Here is a 17,852-nt window from a genome sequence, read left to right as displayed (position 1 = left end):
TCATATTAGACCGCCAGTTTATTGTTGCTGCACGACCAAAGTTAAAGGGGAGCAGAAATTCCAGACGCGAGCTGACACCGGTATTATCCTGATCCGTCTGATTCATATGCAGGAAGGCTAGATCATCGACAGCGTAAGGTTCGTCATAGGGTCGCTGTACTTTTTCCAGATCGACGGTCATTTCATCAGCTTCATCCATCAGGACACCAAAGTTGTCTGACGAATCAGTGATGGAGTCTTTGAAAAACGTCCGACCACCGTTGTAGCGGGTGGTACCAGCAAATTCGAAGTCGCGATATCCACTCCAGCCATTGTAGCCAATCGCTGGCTGACGGTAGCTGGTTCCTGTTTTATTGGTTCTTCCCGAACCATTATACGCCAGCGGATGCATGAAAGAATGCACGTTAGAACGGTTTCCGTTCAGAGAGCCGCTCAGTGTGCCCCCTTCATAGCGGTTGGCATTGTCGTCAACGAGTGTCTGGCCTGCACGCGGAAATGCTAGTACAGAACTGCCACTGGTATCAACGAGATAGAGCGGATCTCCGGAATTGTCACGTTGGGCATCATAGAGCAGGTTAGGTTCGCCCCAACGGCCTGGATAGAGATCCACAATTTCGTTTTTAGTGCCATTGGCCAGTGGACTGGGGAGACTGAATTCCGGACGACCAAAATTGAGGAAGAAATATTCCATGTTGGACATTTCACGCCAGTTGACGGTGTCCTCGTAGGCCGTTTGGAAGTCAGTGTAGTTAGTATAGGCAGCATATGAACGTGGAGCGGTAATTGAACCATACGGGTAGGGATAATCGCCGAAAAAGAGACGGTGCTGCTGCAACACAGCTGTAGCACTCGCCGAATCGATCATGTCTCCACCAGAAGAGAACTTCTCAGGTCTTGCATTCAAGGCCCATTGTGGATTGATCTCACCTGGTGAGGAAAGCCCCATATTAGAACGAGAGAGGAACAGGTATTTGTCGGAGTAAATCGAGTTGTGCTCGCCAAAGAAATTATTGCTGGGATTGTAGTTCAAGTTGATGTCACCGGTCCGCCGCATATTTCCAGCCGTATTCAAATTGATTAGCCCATCCAGATCGTACACTGTAAAGGAAAATAACGGCAGGATATATTTCGTCGGATCATTGGGATGTTGGATGGGAGGAAAGTCCAGGTCCATCCAGATTCCATCCCGATATCCGTTATTGTCATTGTCGACATCCAGTTCAATAATCGGGGCATTGGTAGTAGTATCGAACGAATCCGTAAAGATCCCCAGCTCACCATAGACGGCGGCATTTCCACCAGCAACATTGACAGGCTGGAAAGGAAAAGAGGCTGAAAAGCGATTCGTCGCACTCGCAATGCCATCCGGGTCAACAAACACATGCTTTGGATGCGGCCTGAGTACATTAAGTGTCGTTTCCTGATCAGGATTCAAACTTCCGTCATTCTCATACCAGTCATCAACATGTACCCCTGACGTACGATGTCTGAAAAACTGTGGTCGCACAAAGGAAGGGATGATGACCCGTCTTAGAGCACCACTATCAAGCGTATAACCATCATAAGCCAGGAACAGGTTGTTGTTATCTGGCGACGTATAATCAACATCGGGTTGAGGAATGTTCGCACTCTGCAGGGCGAAAGGCAGCGTACCACCATGTGCACTTCGGCTATGGTTTAAAGAAAGTAAATCAGGATTGTCAGAGGTCCCATCATAATTCTGATCAACGCTAACAATACCCGAACCGTCCATTATAAGATTGATCCCCTGCCCGGTATAGGGGTGCACGTCGGAACCGAACATTTTGGGGAGCATGGAGTGCCATTTGCCGTGCAGGGCACTATTATACAGGTCATCTTCGGGGCCAACGATTAATTGCTGCAATCCCCAGTTGAACAGGACGTCGGCATCAAGACCGGGATCGGCTTCATTGAGGGCGGCTTCAGTAAAGTACTGCGCGCTGCGTTCTTCCTGAGAGGCGAACGTATAGAATACGACTCCCAGCAGTGAAAGCATCGCCAGTAAGGCAATCACGACTAATAACGTCGATCCACCACGTGTATCAGGAACACGAGTGATATGCCTGTTTACTTGATATGTCAGTTTCATAGAAATTGGTTTCATTCCTAAACCTCCCAAAGTGGCCTATGGCCGTGACCCGGTCCGGCACAAGGGGAAAAGTCTGTTTGTATTATTCTTTTATCCCTCTCCCCGATTCCTTAAAGGATGAATCAGGGTCATCTGTCTCACTTGACCTGAAGAAGTATCTTCATAGCGAATTAAAATGCGAATTGCTGTTAAAGGTGACGCTCTGGGAACCGGAGTCTGATTGGCTATATCGTAGACAGGAACCTGCGAGGCAAATTCTGCAACGGTTGGATCAGAGAGCATGGGGTACGGTGGATCTTCATCTCCCCCGCTAGAGATGGCCCGGGAATGCCAGGTATCAAATACGTTCTTATAGACTGAATTACCATGCACGGTATTTTGTTTTGCTCCTGAGGCAAACCGGACTGCTGTTGTACCACCGATGTCGACAAAGTCCTGCGCACCGTCATCAAAGAGCTTGATATCAAAGGAACGCACATTCGAAAGCACCAGATCTTCCGAACGTCGGATACCATTTCTTAATAAATCAATCACTCGATCGTTGGGATTCAACAGCAGGTTGGGTCCCGCGGGATCCATGGGATTACCTCCACCACCGATCGAGGAATCCATTAAGTCATGCGGATAATTAAAGTGTTGGTGCGACGTTTCTTCATGAGTAAAACGCCCAATGAATAACTGGGGATTAGAGCCCGCAGAACTGGGAACAAATTCCCGTGAGAGACCATCTACCTCATGGTTAAAACCGAAGCGATAGCGTGGCATCCCCATCGGAAACAGAATATTTGCGCCTGTCGTATCAGAATTATCAAGATCATCCAGATCATGGAAACGAGCAAAGCGATTAGGGGTAGAATCAATGTAGGCAGAATAATCGAAGTCGCGCCAAAAATTATGATCTGACGAAATGTGTTCTCCATATAAAGGCAAAGGAGGACCGCCGGTTCTCTGGAAGAACGGTGAATTACTATTGTCAGAGGAAACAGGTTGTGAGTTCTGTGTACTGGAGAGCGACAGTGGTTCGCGAATCAGCATGATCCGTCGATATAGATTACTGCCTCGCAGGAAGTAACAGACTTCTGCGGCCGAGGATTGTGACGTACCGTCGGCTGTAATCCGCCCGTCATCGGCTTCAGGTTGATTGGGATGATTCACCAGTTGACTCCCACCACTGGCAGTCAAGCCGCTTAAGTCGGTAGCGCGTCCGTAATAAAAATCTTCCGTATCTCCCTGCTTCGGGCTGGCAAATCGGGAGACAGTGAACTGGATGAAGTCGTCGGTATCATCGTTGGGGTCATTTTCAGAGATATAGAAATATCCCTGTCGATCCTCTTTGTGATATAAGGGATTGCGGGGATCGCTGGGACTGGGAAATACTCCGGGCGGTGTTGTAAACGCCTTGTAATCGGAATAGGGCAGTAGATACTGAAACGAACGATTCTCGAGATCGGACTGCAAAACGGTAACCAACAGCCTTTCCCGCTGGTCATTTTCTGAAATGCCCCGCTGGGTGGTCATGGAACCGGAGAGGATCTGGAAAATTTCGGTGAACATCAACATCATCAACAGAACCAGTGCCACCGAAACGATCATTTCGACGAGCGTAAAACCAGCGCGAGGATGGTTGGCCCTTCGATCTGATTTCCAATGATGTGTGATGTTTGATGTTTTCATTAAAAACTTCGCTTTAAACTATCTGGTTTCAGTTACTTAATATTAATTTCAGACTAACGTACTTTATTTCCGAGAGGATAAACCTGGACAACGTTGGGCATAAGAATCAGACCTGTTACAGGAGTGCCAGGGGCGCCTGGATCGTTGATGCTTTGAATGATGGGTTGATCCAGTGTAACAATGGCAGTCGTGATGGGACTGACTGACTTATCTTCCTCAAATGCCTGAATGCGATACCAGCGGGCGTTGATGGCGTCGAAGACATAGCCCCCTTTTTTCAACAGCGGTTTATCGACACTCGCATTATAACGCACCGTGAATTTGCGGCGCTGGAAATCATCCGAACCAATCGCACCCTGCTCACCTGCTCTCTCATCATCAGAACCGTCATTGTCATCGTCATAGCCAGCTATACCCCAGGCACCATCATTACCCGGATTCCACTCTGCGACAAAGTTTTCAACATCATGAACGGCTTCAAATTCCGGTGAAAAGTTGCGTCGGAAGAAGACGACTACATCGACAGAGGCGACATCGCTGGCAATCTGACGGCGTACCGTTAACAGATAAGAATAACGTTGTTCCACTGTTTCAATTCGTATTTTGGAAATGCTGTCAAACAATTCATTGTTGGGCAATGGATCGGCAAAACTGATTTCTGAAGAACCGGTATTGATACTGGCGCTTGTGATAGAGCGAGCCTGAACCTGTTTGCCTGACGTGTCATAAATCAGCATACGGCCACCTGTTACAGTGGATACCATCTGGCCGAGTTCCGTCAGGTCAACGATGCCGGAAGAAATGTCGTTGGGGTCAATGGTAATTGTATCACGGGCGCCATTGATGCTGGATGGGACGCCTTCATAATGCAGAGTCCAGCTATCCTGTTGACTAAAGAAATTTATCGCTGCCAACTGTGAAGTCAGTCCGGCATGGAAGCGTGGGATTCGAGTTAGCGGAGTGCTGGAACCATCATTGCCAAAACTGTCCTCGAAACCGGTGCCATCAAGCGTGGCAAAATACGACCCCAAAGGATCAACAATATAGTTGCGGTTACGTCGCTGGTGTGCGATATGCCCGTTCGTATTGAGCGTTCCATCGGGATCGAAAACAAAATGCTGAGGAAATGCTTCGATGAGTGCTTCGGCATTGTATCGCAAAACAGTGGCATTTGTGAGTTTGGTCGCCTGCACTCCTCGTAATATCGAAATGGGAAAGAGAGACGCCAGTGAAACCACGCCGATGCTCATGATCATGACCGACATGAGGACTTCCATCAGTGTCACCCCACTGCGGTTGAAGTGGATCCCTGACGCGATCGTATTGCCCGTTTTCATATGATGCTGTTTCATTTGGCGGTCTCCCCGGTTTCGGCGTAATAAAACACATCGGGTGCCCGGTTTAAGGGTACCGCCACAGGATTATCAAAAAACATCGGATAAGCGCTGACATTTCCCGTACGCGTAAAAATGGTCAACAAAGACGGAGTCGAGTTGAGCTCGACTTTCCAAGTGACGCTGCCATCAGTAATGGTACTGCCCTCGGTTCTCGCAGCATTGGAGTTCAAAAAGATGGCGGGATTCGAACCACTGGTACCTGCTGTATCGCATACATAAATACGATCATAGGGTCTGAAATTCAGATCCCAGTTTGTGCTTGTAGGCGTAATAAACCGAGCGGGGACAGTGACCCGGTCTCCTGAAGCGTAACCGGTGGTTCCCAACCATGTGGAGGAAATATTTTCCAGTGTGTCAAGCATAAAATGAATTTTGCCACTACCGGCTTCACTGCCGGAAAGGGAGCCTCGGGGAGAAAACATCAGATCGAGCTGGCTGGAATAGAGACGATAATCATCGGTGCCTGGCCACAGGTATTCGCCAGCATCATCGTTTCCACCGTTGCCATCATCATTGACACCTGCTTTCCCGGGCTGACCATCGTCACCGCCGGAAAAACCTGTGACTCGCCAGCTGGCTGGCAGAAAAGAGCGATCAAGGTCGATGCCGGTGTTGTTGGGTAAGAGAGTCGGCTCTTCCCCTGACAAGACGACTGGGGGCAGTTCCAACAGATAGGTCGAAGGCCCACTGCCGGGTGCAAAGGCCACGACTTCGGTGGGGGTGGAAGTTCCCGCATCGCGATAGGGAGTTGTCAGGCGGAGTACTTCATCGACGTCGAAATCATATTCATTGGGTAAAGGAGACCCAGGCGTAACCGGATCGGGCTCGGATATCGGTGAATTATCCAAGTCAATTGAGTACCAGGTACCACTGCCATCGCCGGGAATTTTGATGCGTGCCCCGTTGAGCAGTTGGCCGCGATTATACAGGAATCTCCAGTCCGTGCCTTTCCCGCGAACATACAATGCGGTATCGGGGACTGTATCAGAATCGGTGTCGATACGTTCGATGCGAATCACGCCTTGATTCCAGTCGGGACTGGGAGCGATGTAAACCATGCTGGTGACAACAGTCGGGTTATTGGGATCAATCAGAAAACGGACGCCGCGAGGTTCTTTGGCATAAATGGCACGATCGCGAGCTCCGGCAAGATAAGACTGCACTTGACGAGAGGCCCCCCGTGTCAGGTCGCTGGAGAGTGCGAAATTAATGGAAGAGACAGTCATCACAACCAGAATCGCCAGGATGGAAATCACAACTAGCAATTCGACAAGCGTAAAGCCGCTTCGACCAGAAGAACGTCTCTGCTGGAGAAGTCGGAGTTGTACCAGATTGTCCATATGAAAAGCTGGCATGGGCTTACTTTCCTCCAGCTCGTTGGTTATGGTTTGTGATATTATCAAACACTTCATTCGCAAGTGGAACAATGACAGGCCTGGCTAATACCCCATTATTTGCTAAATCATGGGGTTCATACAGGCCCAATGCGCCATCCTCGCCTGCAGAAACAATTAACGGTACCCAGTATGTATTCAATGTGGCATATTCTCCGACGGTGTATCCAGCCGAATTATTGAACAGCGGGTCAAGCAGACTTCCTGAGCGACTGTTCTCGTGCTGGATCCGGCCTTGCGGGTCATCAGCATCGACATTCAACGGATCAACTTCATTAAAACCGGCTGCTGAAGCCGAAGGCAAGCCATTGAAAAAAATACTGGCTGTCTGCCGATCAATGTTGGTCCCGTCAGGCTTGATCAGACGCGTAGGCCAGCGATAAAACCGTAATGGTTTGCCCCAGCCATCAACGAATTCATTCAGACCATCGCCATCAGTATCAGCGACTTCAGATGCCGTAAACGCATCTTCCCCAACGGGAGGGACGCCGTATGTTTCATGGTTGGTCAAAATGTAATAGAGAAATTCAGAACTTAAATCAGCATTTGGATTGGGGATGGGGACTGCTACCGTACCATCTCTCGTACCGTCAATCAGGTCGGCCACTTGTAAATTTTCGCTAGCAAACTGAGGCAGGTTTTGACGAAAAATATCTTTGCGAACCAAAATTTCGACGACCGGTTTTGGAAGCGATCGAAATTTAGCCCCAAAGTCGTTAATTAGAGACGTATATTTTTGCCCCACCAGAGATGTGAGTTGCCGTTGGTTTTTACTGGAATCAAGGGCCTTCCGCATGGCTTCGATGCGATTCTGCACCATGCCATTGACTTTAACGATGGTTGCGAGGGTTGCTTTTTCGCGGGCTTTGTTTCCAATGTTCCGCACAAGAACTGCAGACGTGGCAATCAAAAACAACAGGATACCGACCACCATCATCAATTCGACGATCGTAAAACCGCTTCGCGTTGATTGAACTGATTGATGAATTACTGAACGTCGCATTTTGAAAACCTGACTTCATGAAAAACGAGACACAAATTACTTCAGAGAACCATTGACAAAATTTGTGATGTTATCTGCCTCTACCGTTCGGCCCGCAGGAAAATTTTTATTGGAATCAAAATTCCCCCCTGTACCGAACTGATAATCGGCACCGGGAGAAATGATCTGATACGACTTGGGTTTAAATGCTTGAGACGAAGTCGTTGGTGCAGAGGCTGGATCACCTTGATAATAGACATAATTCAGTGGAGACCCAGTCACTTCGCCAAGACGGTATCCGCGGCCGTTGTAGCTGCTAAAATACAGATAGGGTAACTGCTGACTGGGAAAGGCGTCCAAATATTCCGGAGAAAAGTCATTATCACTATCTACGAAACGACCGTTGTTAAATTCGAAGTAAGGTCCCCGTCGGCTTGAATTGGTCGCAGTGAGACTCGACGTATAAGTCCCATTCGTTCCGTCACCATCAATATCGTTTCCAGTATCTTCTGAAGTATGACCAGGATTCAAAAATGGCTGCGCTGGATTTTTGGAAAAACCGTAGACTCTGAATGCAGAACCGTCTGGGGCTTTCTCGAAAACACCGCCCAAAAAGAAGACCAGGCATTCACCTGCATTAAGCGTGATTACATCCACCACATCGCCGTCCCCGTTGATATCTTTGTCTTTCCCAAAATCAAATTGTGGCCACATTTGACGGATCAGACCTTTATTGCGCTGATCCCAGGTAGCACTACCTGACTCATACAATATGATCCCACTGGGGGGGTCGATGCCGAAGTCGGCTTTGAAGGCAGTAATCGCTGCTTCCAGATTTGATATTTCGGTGCGTACCTGAGCTCTTAGGGCCGCCTGCCTTACACTGCCGATGGCGGGGATGAGTAAGCCGAGCAGGATTAAAATGATCACGATGACAATCATGAGTTCGATGAGTGTGAACGCACGTCTGTTTTGCTGTGACGCCGAGAGGATTTTTGGCGACTGAGGTTTCATTACTAACTCCTATCTCTTTTCAGAAAAACAGTTTGAGATTCGAAAAGCCCTCTCCCACTCCATACAGGAGTCAAATCAGTCGAGAGTTTTCTACCTAATTATACTGGCAAATTTTATGCCCGGAAAACAATATAACCATAACATGTTTTATATAAACGTTTTATGGATTTTTCGTATTTGCATCGTCACTTCAATTCGTAGGAAAAAAATGTATTGTTTTGCAACACCTTCCCCAAAACACTACGAAAGGTCGTTCAATAGTTTGATCAAAGGCATGAAGAGTGCAATCACAATAAAACCAACGATGACACCTAGAACAATCACCATTAATGGTTCCAGCAAACTCACCAGGGCATCTACCAGAACCGCGACTTCTTCATCGTAAACGTCGGCTACCTTGTAAAGCATGTTATCGAGCGCACCGGTCTCTTCACCAACGTCCACCATATTGACCACGATATCATCTACAATCCGCGCTTCTCTTAAAGGAACCGCCATTGTTTCCCCTTCGCGGATGGCCGCGTAAATCGTGTCAAAAGCGCGCTGAAACACCATATTGCCCGCGGTATCCCTGGCGATCACAATTGCTTCCAGAATCGGGACCCCGGATGCGATTAATGTCCCCAAAGTACGACAGGTTCGCGCAGTAATCGACTTACTGATAATTTTTCCCAATAAGGGTATGCGCAGCGAGATCCAGTCAACAATAAACGCTCCCTTTTTGTTCTTCCTGACAATTTTGATAAACACAAAGAGTGCAAATGGCACCGCCGGAAAGAGATAGAAATAGGAAACGACAACATCGCTGATTGTCATCAAAAGCAGTGTAATGCCTGGCAATTCCGTACCGAAATCGAGGAAGATTTTTTTGAACTTGGGAATAATCCAATACATGATGAAGCCGACGATCAAGCCGGCAACGGTGATCACAGCCACCGGGTAGATCATGGCCCCCTGAACTTTTTTCTTCAAACTTTGAGCACGTTCTTTAAATTCGGCTAATCGCTGAAGAATGACTTCCAGCGCACCGCCGGCTTCCCCTGCTTTCACCATGTTGACGTACAGGTTGTCAAAGCACTTGGGCTGTTTGGCCATTGCTTCCGAGAGTGTATTTCCAGATTCAATATCTTCGATTACACCATCTAATGAGGCCTTGAGGGGCCCCGGTTTTGCCTGTGCTTCCAGAATGCGCAGGCTTCTTAAGATTGGGAGGCCTGCATCCTGTAACGTGGAAAGCTGTCGCGTGAATGTACACAACTGTTTGGGTCGCACCCCGCCAATGGAAAAGCCGCCTTTCTTGGAGCTGGTTTTTTTGGCAGCGGCCCCTTTTCCACCGGCCCCTTTTTTCTGTTTTTTTCCGCGACCTTTTTCGGCGATTTTCGTAACGAAAAAGCCCTTCTCTTTAATGATCGTCTGAGCGTCCGCTTCAGAAGGTGCTTCGATGGTGTCTTTTACCTCGAGCCCTGTATTGTCCATTGCCTCATATTGATAAACCGGCATGGCGTTACTCCGTCAAAAGTCTTTTAAAAAATATAGTTTGTATTCTGCATCAGCCTCTAGGCTGGGCGTTACTCAATATCTTCCACCACAGTTTCTCGAACCACTTCGTCGATTGTCGTGATCCCATCAAAAATCAATTTCAACCCTGCTTCACGCAACGTGGTCATTCCCTGGCTTCGCGCTACATTTCGAATATCATCCGTTGAAGCATCAGCGGAAATCAAATCGCGAATTTCATCTGTTACATCCAGTAATTCATAAAGGCCCGTTCGGCCTTTGTATCCCGAGTTATTACAGGTCGCGCAACCTTTACCATAGTAAAAACTGTATTGACGGGCCTGTTCAATGGGGAGCTGCAATTCCAATAGCAATTCATCACTGGGTTCGAATTCGGTCCGGCACTCCTTGCAGATTGTGCGCACCAGACGTTGTGCCTGAATTGCTTCTACTGTCGCTGTGATCAAGAATTTGGGAATATCCATATCACGCAAACGTGTGACTGCCGAAGGGGCATCATTGGTATGCAGCGTGCTGAATACCAAGTGACCGGTCAGTGCACTTTGAACTGCGATCTCTGCTGTTTCGAAATCACGTATTTCGCCGATCAGAATCTGATCGGGATCATGTCTCAAAATCGCACGTAACACTGTAGCGAACGTGACTTGAATATCGGGATTGACGGGAACCTGAATCAGGCCATCAATATCGTACTCAATGGGGTCCTCGGTCGTAATAATTTTTTCTTCGATTACATTCAGCTCATTCAGAGCGGAATAGAGTGTTGTGGTTTTACCACTTCCGGTCGGTCCGGTAACCAGCACAATTCCATTGGGACGATGAATCATTTCCCGAAATCTTGAAAGTGTAACCGGGTCCATACCAATTTTGTTTAAGTCCAACTGCACGACTGTCCGGTCAAGGATTCGCATAACAACTGCTTCACCAAACAAAGTCGGCAGCACACTGACTCTTAAGTCAACCGGGTTGCCTCCCACGTTCAATTCAATACGACCATCTTGAGGCAAACGTCTTTCAGCAATATCCAGATCGGCCATAATTTTGACACGTGAGACAATGGCATTTGCCAGGTGGCGCGGCGGAGGCACCATTTCGTACAAGACCCCATCCGCGCGGACACGAATTTTAAATTCATCTTCGAAGGGTTCCAAATGAATGTCACTTGCCTGATCTTTAATGGCCAGCAACATCACCATATTCAGTAATTTTCGAATGGGTGCCGCATCAGCAATTTCTTCTGAAGAGGACAGATCGTAAGCATTCTTGGAAGTATCTTCACCAAGCTCATCTTCAATGGAGCCGATCACATCTTCAATACTGTCTTCACGCTCTGAATAATGGCGGGCAATTGCTGCTTCCACTTCTTGAAGATTCGAGACAGCGCCTCGCACATCGTACCCTAAAAAATTTCGAAGGTCATCCAATGCTGACACATTTTGTGGATCCGCCATGGCAACTGTCAGCACATCGTCTTTCAATGAAACAGGCATAATCTTGTAAATCGAGGCCATCGTCTCGGGTACAAGCTCCAGTACTTTCGCTGAAATATTGGTCTCTTCCAGCTCAATAACCGGCATTCCCCATTGCTCGGCCAGCGCCTGCGTTACCTGTTCCTCGGTGACGAGCCCCATGCGGATTCCCACCTGACCAATCACTTCACCCGGACTCTGTTTTTGTTCTTCCAGAATATCCCATAATTGATCTTCCGAGATATATCCCAGATCGACCATGATTTGTCCAAGGCGTCTTGCTGCCATGTGTGCCTACCTTTTATCTAACTCAATAATTTCATTCTGAAATGAACTACCTGTTTGCAACTCCTTGAAATTCCGTTGCAGAATCAATCTTCATAATCCTCAAAATCTTCGTCGTCATCTTCATCTCCGTCTTCGAGTAATCCTTTCTTAGCCATGGCAATTTTGGCTTTCAATTCACCTGGATTGTTCGAACGCATGACAACGTCTTTTTCCTCACAAAGCCCATCTTTCCATAGATTGTACAGGGCATCATCCAACAACTGCATTCCGAATTTTCGTCCCGTTTGAATACTGGAGTTAATACGGTAGGTTTTGGCCTCTCGAATCAGGTTGGCAATAGCGGGTGTGACAACCAGCATTTCATACGCGGCGACCAGACCTTTTGGTTTTTTAGGCATCAAGGCTTGACTGAGAATTCCGATAATGGATGACGATAACTGGGTCCGAATCTGCTCCTGCTGATTCGTGGGAAACACATCGATAATTCGGTCGACTGTTCCCTGAGCACCCGTTGTATGCAGCGTTCCAAAGACAACGTGCCCTGTCTCTGCAGCGGTAATCGCCGCCGAGATGGTTTCGAGGTCTCGCATTTCTCCCACAAGAATCACATCGGGGTCTTGTCGCAGTGCACGTCTAAGAGCTTCTGGAAAGCTCGGAACATCCACTCCAATTTCGCGTTGATTGATCGTCGATTTTTTGTGCTGATGATAATATTCAATCGGATCTTCCATCGTAATGATGTGGTGATCCATCGTATCATTCATGTAGTTGATCATGCTGGCGAGACTGGTGGTTTTACCACTACCGGTTGGACCAGTCACAAGAAAGAGACCACGGGGGCGCTCTAACAGGTCGGTAACAACGGCAGGTAGTCCCAATTGCTCAAACGTCAGAAATTCGTTCGGAATTCGTCGCAACACCATAGAGATATGGCCGCGCTGCTTAAATACGGAAACACGAAACCGGGCGTGTTCGCCGAATGCAAATCCGAAGTCGGTCCCCCCCACTTCCTGTAATTCCTGCTGATTTCTTTCAGGAGTAATACTTTTCATTAACGCAACTGTATCATCAGGTTCCAGGCTTTTGGTTTCCAATCGAACCATGCGTCCCCCGACTCGGACCACCGGGGGCTGGCCTGTAGTGATATGCAGATCGCTCACTTTCTCTTTGACGACCGTCTCCAGTAACTTATCAATTTGAACTGTTGCCATCCAAAATTCTTTCTGAAAACTAATGGACTGAAATGTAAGCGATTAACAGTGAATCATTTAGAAATGAAACCAATCTCTCAAGAATTGATCATTCCTTGATATGTTTGATTACTTTCTTCCTGAACGACCATTTGCCGTGGAGATTCATATTCACGGCACAACTGGTTATTGAAACAAGAATTACGCTAAATAGAAATTCATTAACAATTGAGAGAAGATTGATTAGAAATGTATTAAATGCACTCACCCGAAAAGAATGAGTGTTTAATGAATTATCCGGTAATTCACTTAAAAACTCAACAAAAGCCATTAAACAAAAGCCATTAAATTGATCAATATCTTCACATGAAAATCATGTGTTTTTTAATTCAATCCAAAACTCACTCCACAAACAATGCCCCCTCAGCTCCGAATGAAATCAACAGAGTTAATCAGTCCATTCCCTTGGCCAGTTTGAAGGCCTCTTCAAGAGTGGTGATGCCCTCAATTGCTTTTTCTGCTGCATCTTCAGCCAAGGATTTCATACCGAACAAACGTGCCTGTCTTCTGATATTTTGCGATGGTTCACTACGAAAAGTCATTTCACGTATAGCGGAATTCATCATCATTAGTTCAAATACCGCTTTGCGACCTTTGTAACCGGTGTGTGAACATGTGTTGCAGCCCTTGCCGCGGTGATGAATGGCCCCCTCGAGTTGACTGGCTGTAAATTCAAAAAACTCCAGCTCACCAGGATCGGGCACATAAGTTTCAACACATTTGCCGCAAACAACACGTACCAGACGCTGTGCCATTACAGCCATTACACTGGAGGCAACAAGAAACGGTTGCACACCCATGTCAATCAGACGTGTAATAGAACCGGGCGCATCGTTCGTATGAAGGGTACTGAATACCAAGTGTCCTGTCAAAGAAGCCTGGATTGCCATTTCCGCAGTTTCCACATCTCTAATTTCTCCTACAAGAATCACATTCGGGGCCTGTCGCAGCATCGCACGAATAATACGAGAGAAATCCAAGCCGATGTTGTGTTTGACCTCCACCTGATTGATGCCGGGAAGGTAATATTCCACGGGGTCTTCGGCAGTAATAATCTTTCGATCTGGTCGATTCAACTCACCCAAAGCACTATACAAAGTAGTAGTCTTACCACTCCCTGTTGGTCCTGTCACAAGAAAAATACCATTTGGTCTGCGAATAATCGTTTGAAAGCGTCGATAGTTTTCTTCCGAAAATCCAAGATTCCGAATTCCAACTTTGATATTATCCCGGTCTAGAATACGCATGACCACTGCCTGGCCGTGATTCGTGGGAAGAATACTCACACGTAAGTCAAAGTCTTTGGTACCAATCGAGGTCTTAATTCGACCATCCTGTGGACGACGTTTTTCAGCGATATCCATCGAGGCCATAATTTTGAAACGTGAAACCAGTGCCATCAGCAGTCGTCGCGGCGGGCTATCTCGTTCGATCAGCACACCATCAATTCGATAACGAATACGAATTCGATCTTCAAAAGGCTCCACGTGAATATCGCTGGCTCGCATATTCACGGCTTCACTGATAATCAGGTTGGCAAGTCGAATGACGGGGGCACTATCGTCTTCTTCAACTATATTTTTAGTGTCAGCCAGTTCCGTCGCCGTCATGTCGATAGCGGTCTCTGTAAATTCTTTTAACATCGTATCAACAGACTCGGTCTCACTTTGCCCGTAGTGCCTGTTAATCGCGGCCTGAATCGATTCAATCGGTGCCATCACGACATCGAGATCACGATTTATAATAAAGCGGAGCTTGTCTAAAACCTCATATTTCATAGGGTCATGCAGGGCAATCTGTAGAGATTCCCCTTTCATTCCCACTGGAATTACTGTATTTTCCCGCGCCATGGATTCGGGAACCAATTCGATGACAGACTGTGGAATTTCAATCGAATCCAGTTCAATAAAATCATATCCATACATGGAGGCCTGAGCCTGAGCAATCACCTCGGCTCCGACATACCCCAATTTGACAAGTGCCTCACCAGGAGAAATTCCCATTGAACTGGCTAGACTTGAGGCTTCATCCAACTGAGCTGGACCTAGAAACCCATCATCGACTAACTGTTGCATCCAATCATCGGCCATTCAATTTCTCCATGGAATAGAATCAGTTTTAACCTGCATGGACTTCATTTTTCTCATATCAAAGATTAGGAATCAATACCGGGCTTTATCTGGTTTACGAAATTCACTTAAACTGTCGACTGTTGCCAGTCCACCAGGAAGCCCATCCTGCTTCGGAAATCACCCTCATCCTCCCCACGTCAGCAGAGTTGACTGATTGTTGATTTTCCAATGATCCATTAGGGAATGATGACTATTAGATATGTAAGACAAGAAGCGCCTCTTTTTAATTTTGAGGTAGATCCCGAAGAGTGTCAAGGATGTAAATCGCTATACTGAAAATACTTGTGAGAGTTTTCACCTGTCAGCCCCGAATTCAGGCGACTTTGTAGAAATTCATTGCCGGGCATTGAGAAAAATTTATTTTCTTCAAGTCAAAACGACTCGGCTAATTCATTCATTGCGTTAATTGTTGCTTCGATTTGAGGCAGGGTATTAAAAGGCCCGGGACTGAACCGTAAAGTTCCCCCATATTCCCGTGATTCTATCGAACGATGAATTCGCGGGGCACAGTGTAAACCTGCTCTCGTCTGAATACCGAAATTTTCGTCTAGAATCGATGCGAGTATCTGCGGCTCCACTACTTGATTTACCAGACTAATCACCCCGACTCGTTCCTCAATTCGATCAGGGCCTGGTAGATCAAAGCCAGAAAGCTGTTGCAGACCTTCGATGAGTCGTGATGTCAGCTGCTGCTCATGCTGCCGTAAGGTGCCCACACCTTTCTCCAAAATGTATTCTAAAGCTGACCGTAAGCCAATCAGACCTGGAGCATTATGATTTCCGGATTCAAATTTTTCTGGCAAGGTGAGAGGTTGGGTTTCTTCTTCACTGTTGGTTCCGGTACCTCCCTGTCTAAAACTGGCCACCTGATCGGCTAGTTCAGATCGAATGTAAATCAACCCGGTACCTAAAGGCCCGAGCAAACCCTTGTGTCCGGAACAAGCTAAAAAATCAACGGGCATTTGTGAAATATCAAATGGAAGATGCCCTGCGGTTTGCGCTGCGTCCACGAGGAATAAGACGCCCGCTTTTCGGGAAATCTCACCTACTTCATTAACGGGTTGTATACTACCTGTGACATTGGATGCATGATTCAGAATGATCAACCGCGTGTTATCTCGAATCGCTTCGCGAAATGAAATCGCATCCACAACTCCTTGTTGATTCGCGGGGATATATGTCGTTTCCAACCCCCAGCGTTCCTTGAGAGTCTGTAATGGTCTGAGTACAGAATTGTGTTCTACATCGGAGGTCACTACATGATCGCCGGCTTTCAATACTCCGTGAATCATTGTGTTTAAGCTGTCGGTACCATTAAAGCTAAACACAATTTCTTCTGACCGCGCCGCTCCCAAAACCTGGGCTGCCAGTTTTCGGCATTGATCAATGGATGACTGAAGTTCAATCGATTTCCGGTATGCACCACGTCCGATGGGTGCGCCTACATTTCGATTATAGTCATCCATGGCAGCAGATACGGAATCAGGCTTCGGAAAACTGGTCGCCGCGTTATCGAGATAAATCAATTGCTGCTCATTCATTTCATTCAAACCAACCAGACTCGAACTGCGTGAGAACTTAACCACCGATCGAGTACATGGGACGATCCGGTTGAATGAACCGCGCAGTATTGATTTCATGCCCTTCTTTTTTAGCGGCAATACTGTTCCTTACCGCTTCGAGGATCTGCTCATCTGGTGCATTGGCCCGGAACAGTTCTCGAATATCGGTCTCTTCCAAGCTGAATAAACAGTTTCGCAGCTTACCATCGGCGGTCAACCGAAAACGATTGCAACTCATACAGAAGGGATTGCTGATCGAGGCAATGAATCCAATCCGCCCGACTCCGTCTTCGAATACAAAATTGGAAGCCGGCGCACTTTTATCAGTTTGTTTTTCTGGCACGAGAGGCATAATTCCCTGCGAAAGAATTTCTTGAATTTCATGCGCAAACAATACTTTTTCCCGTTCCCATTGATTGTCTGCATCAAGGGGCATGAATTCGATAAAGCGAATTTCGGCTCCCGTTTCACGAGCCAGTAGTCCGAAGGGGATAATTTCTTCTTCCGTCAGATTCCGAATGGAAACGGCATTGATCTTAATCGGTTTAAATCCAGCATCATGTGCCGACTGAATTCCCTGCATCACTTTTGCATACTCGTCACGGCGTGTGATCTGTTGAAATTTTTTCGCATTCAAGGCATCCAGGCTGATATTAATCCGCCTTAATCCAGCATCATACAACTGCTGCGCATATTGCGGCAGCAGAATTCCGTTGGTTGTGATGCCGATGTCTTTAATCCCGGGAATTTCAGAGATCATCTTCACCAGTTCGGGAATATCTTTTCTGACCAGAGGCTCTCCGCCGGTCAATCGGATTTTATTCACTCCCATGGGGACGACGAGACGCACAAATTTGACGATCTCTTCAAACGACATGATTTTGCTACGTTGTACAAACTGTACATCTTCTGAAGGCATACAGTAAAAGCAGCGAATATTACAGCGATCAGTGACGCTGATTCTCAAATTATTGTGCGCGCGTCCAAATGAATCGATCAGGTGATTTTGGTTTTCCATCAAAGCCTCTCAAAGTAAACTCGGTACCTACTTCTATTAGATGA

12 protein-coding genes are annotated in these 17,852 nt (G+C 47.0%); all 12 read right to left on the bottom strand.

The genetic code is table 11. The features are described 5' to 3' along the window. On the bottom strand, window positions 1-2,125 hold a 2,125-nt coding region (locus Q0668_RS25655), incomplete at its 3' end, for a hypothetical protein (RefSeq protein ID WP_298869417.1). Between the two features lie 75 nt (window positions 2,126-2,200). Next, the gene (locus tag Q0668_RS25650; RefSeq protein WP_298869416.1) at window positions 2,201-3,784 is read right to left on the bottom strand and encodes a type II secretion system protein; all 1,584 of its coding nucleotides are present in this window, start codon (window positions 3,782-3,784) and stop codon (window positions 2,201-2,203) included. Between the two features lie 53 nt (window positions 3,785-3,837). Further along, entirely contained in the window at window positions 3,838-5,136 is a 1,299-nt protein-coding gene (locus Q0668_RS25645; RefSeq protein WP_298869415.1) for a hypothetical protein, read from the bottom strand. Then, complete coding sequence (locus Q0668_RS25640) at window positions 5,133-6,536, bottom strand: prepilin-type N-terminal cleavage/methylation domain-containing protein (protein ID WP_298869414.1); 1,404 nt, start codon at window positions 6,534-6,536, stop codon at window positions 5,133-5,135. The genes Q0668_RS25645 and Q0668_RS25640 overlap by 4 nt, the downstream gene beginning before the upstream one ends. Before the next feature lie 4 nt (window positions 6,537-6,540). Next, window positions 6,541-7,578 (bottom strand): hypothetical protein, encoded by a 1,038-nt coding sequence (locus tag Q0668_RS25635; protein ID WP_298869413.1) that lies wholly within the window; start codon window positions 7,576-7,578, stop codon window positions 6,541-6,543. A gap of 36 nt (window positions 7,579-7,614) precedes the next feature. After that, complete coding sequence (locus Q0668_RS25630) at window positions 7,615-8,571, bottom strand: prepilin-type N-terminal cleavage/methylation domain-containing protein (RefSeq protein ID WP_298869412.1); 957 nt, start codon at window positions 8,569-8,571, stop codon at window positions 7,615-7,617. Window positions 8,572-8,811: 240 nt separating this feature from the next. After that, the gene (locus Q0668_RS25625; RefSeq protein WP_298869411.1) at window positions 8,812-10,071 is read right to left on the bottom strand and encodes a type II secretion system F family protein; all 1,260 of its coding nucleotides are present in this window, start codon (window positions 10,069-10,071) and stop codon (window positions 8,812-8,814) included. A gap of 68 nt (window positions 10,072-10,139) precedes the next feature. Beyond that, window positions 10,140-11,846, bottom strand: a complete 1,707-nt coding sequence (locus Q0668_RS25620; protein WP_298869410.1) for an ATPase, T2SS/T4P/T4SS family — start codon at window positions 11,844-11,846, stop codon at window positions 10,140-10,142. Between the two features lie 83 nt (window positions 11,847-11,929). Further along, complete coding sequence (locus tag Q0668_RS25615) at window positions 11,930-13,057, bottom strand: type IV pilus twitching motility protein PilT (RefSeq protein ID WP_298869409.1); 1,128 nt, start codon at window positions 13,055-13,057, stop codon at window positions 11,930-11,932. 431 nt (window positions 13,058-13,488) lie between these two features. Beyond that, entirely contained in the window at window positions 13,489-15,186 is a 1,698-nt protein-coding gene (locus Q0668_RS25610) for a GspE/PulE family protein (protein WP_298869408.1), read from the bottom strand. Window positions 15,187-15,599: 413 nt separating this feature from the next. Further along, window positions 15,600-16,814, bottom strand: coding sequence for an aminotransferase class V-fold PLP-dependent enzyme (locus tag Q0668_RS25605; protein ID WP_298869406.1), 1,215 nt, complete (start codon window positions 16,812-16,814; stop codon window positions 15,600-15,602). Then, window positions 16,807-17,808, bottom strand: coding sequence for a GTP 3',8-cyclase MoaA (gene moaA / locus Q0668_RS25600; protein ID WP_298869405.1), 1,002 nt, complete (start codon window positions 17,806-17,808; stop codon window positions 16,807-16,809). The genes Q0668_RS25605 and moaA overlap by 8 nt, the downstream gene beginning before the upstream one ends. Window positions 17,809-17,852 lie beyond the last annotated feature (44 nt).

The organism is uncultured Gimesia sp. (assembly GCF_937910335.1).
Classification (GTDB): Bacteria; Planctomycetota; Planctomycetia; order Planctomycetales; family Planctomycetaceae; genus Gimesia.
Note: the sequence above shows the minus strand (reverse complement) of the source record. Positions and strands in the feature narration are given on the sequence as shown.

Bases quoted from the DNA above. Each gene is read 5' to 3' on its own strand.
- Q0668_RS25650 (WP_298869416.1), bottom strand. From the start codon at position 3,784: ATGAAAACATCAAACATCACACATCATTGGAAATCAGATCGAAGGGCC.
- Q0668_RS25645 (WP_298869415.1), bottom strand. From the start codon at position 5,136: ATGAAACAGCATCATATGAAAACGGGCAATACGATCGCGTCAGGGATC.
- Q0668_RS25640 (WP_298869414.1), bottom strand. From the start codon at position 6,536: ATGCCAGCTTTTCATATGGACAATCTGGTACAACTCCGACTTCTCCAG.
- Q0668_RS25635 (WP_298869413.1), bottom strand. From the start codon at position 7,578: ATGCGACGTTCAGTAATTCATCAATCAGTTCAATCAACGCGAAGCGGT.
- Q0668_RS25630 (WP_298869412.1), bottom strand. From the start codon at position 8,571: ATGAAACCTCAGTCGCCAAAAATCCTCTCGGCGTCACAGCAAAACAGA.
- Q0668_RS25625 (WP_298869411.1), bottom strand. From the start codon at position 10,071: ATGCCGGTTTATCAATATGAGGCAATGGACAATACAGGGCTCGAGGTA.
- Q0668_RS25620 (WP_298869410.1), bottom strand. From the start codon at position 11,846: ATGGCAGCAAGACGCCTTGGACAAATCATGGTCGATCTGGGATATATC.
- Q0668_RS25615 (WP_298869409.1), bottom strand. From the start codon at position 13,057: ATGGCAACAGTTCAAATTGATAAGTTACTGGAGACGGTCGTCAAAGAG.
- Q0668_RS25610 (WP_298869408.1), bottom strand. From the start codon at position 15,186: ATGGCCGATGATTGGATGCAACAGTTAGTCGATGATGGGTTTCTAGGT.
- moaA (WP_298869405.1), bottom strand. From the start codon at position 17,808: ATGGAAAACCAAAATCACCTGATCGATTCATTTGGACGCGCGCACAAT.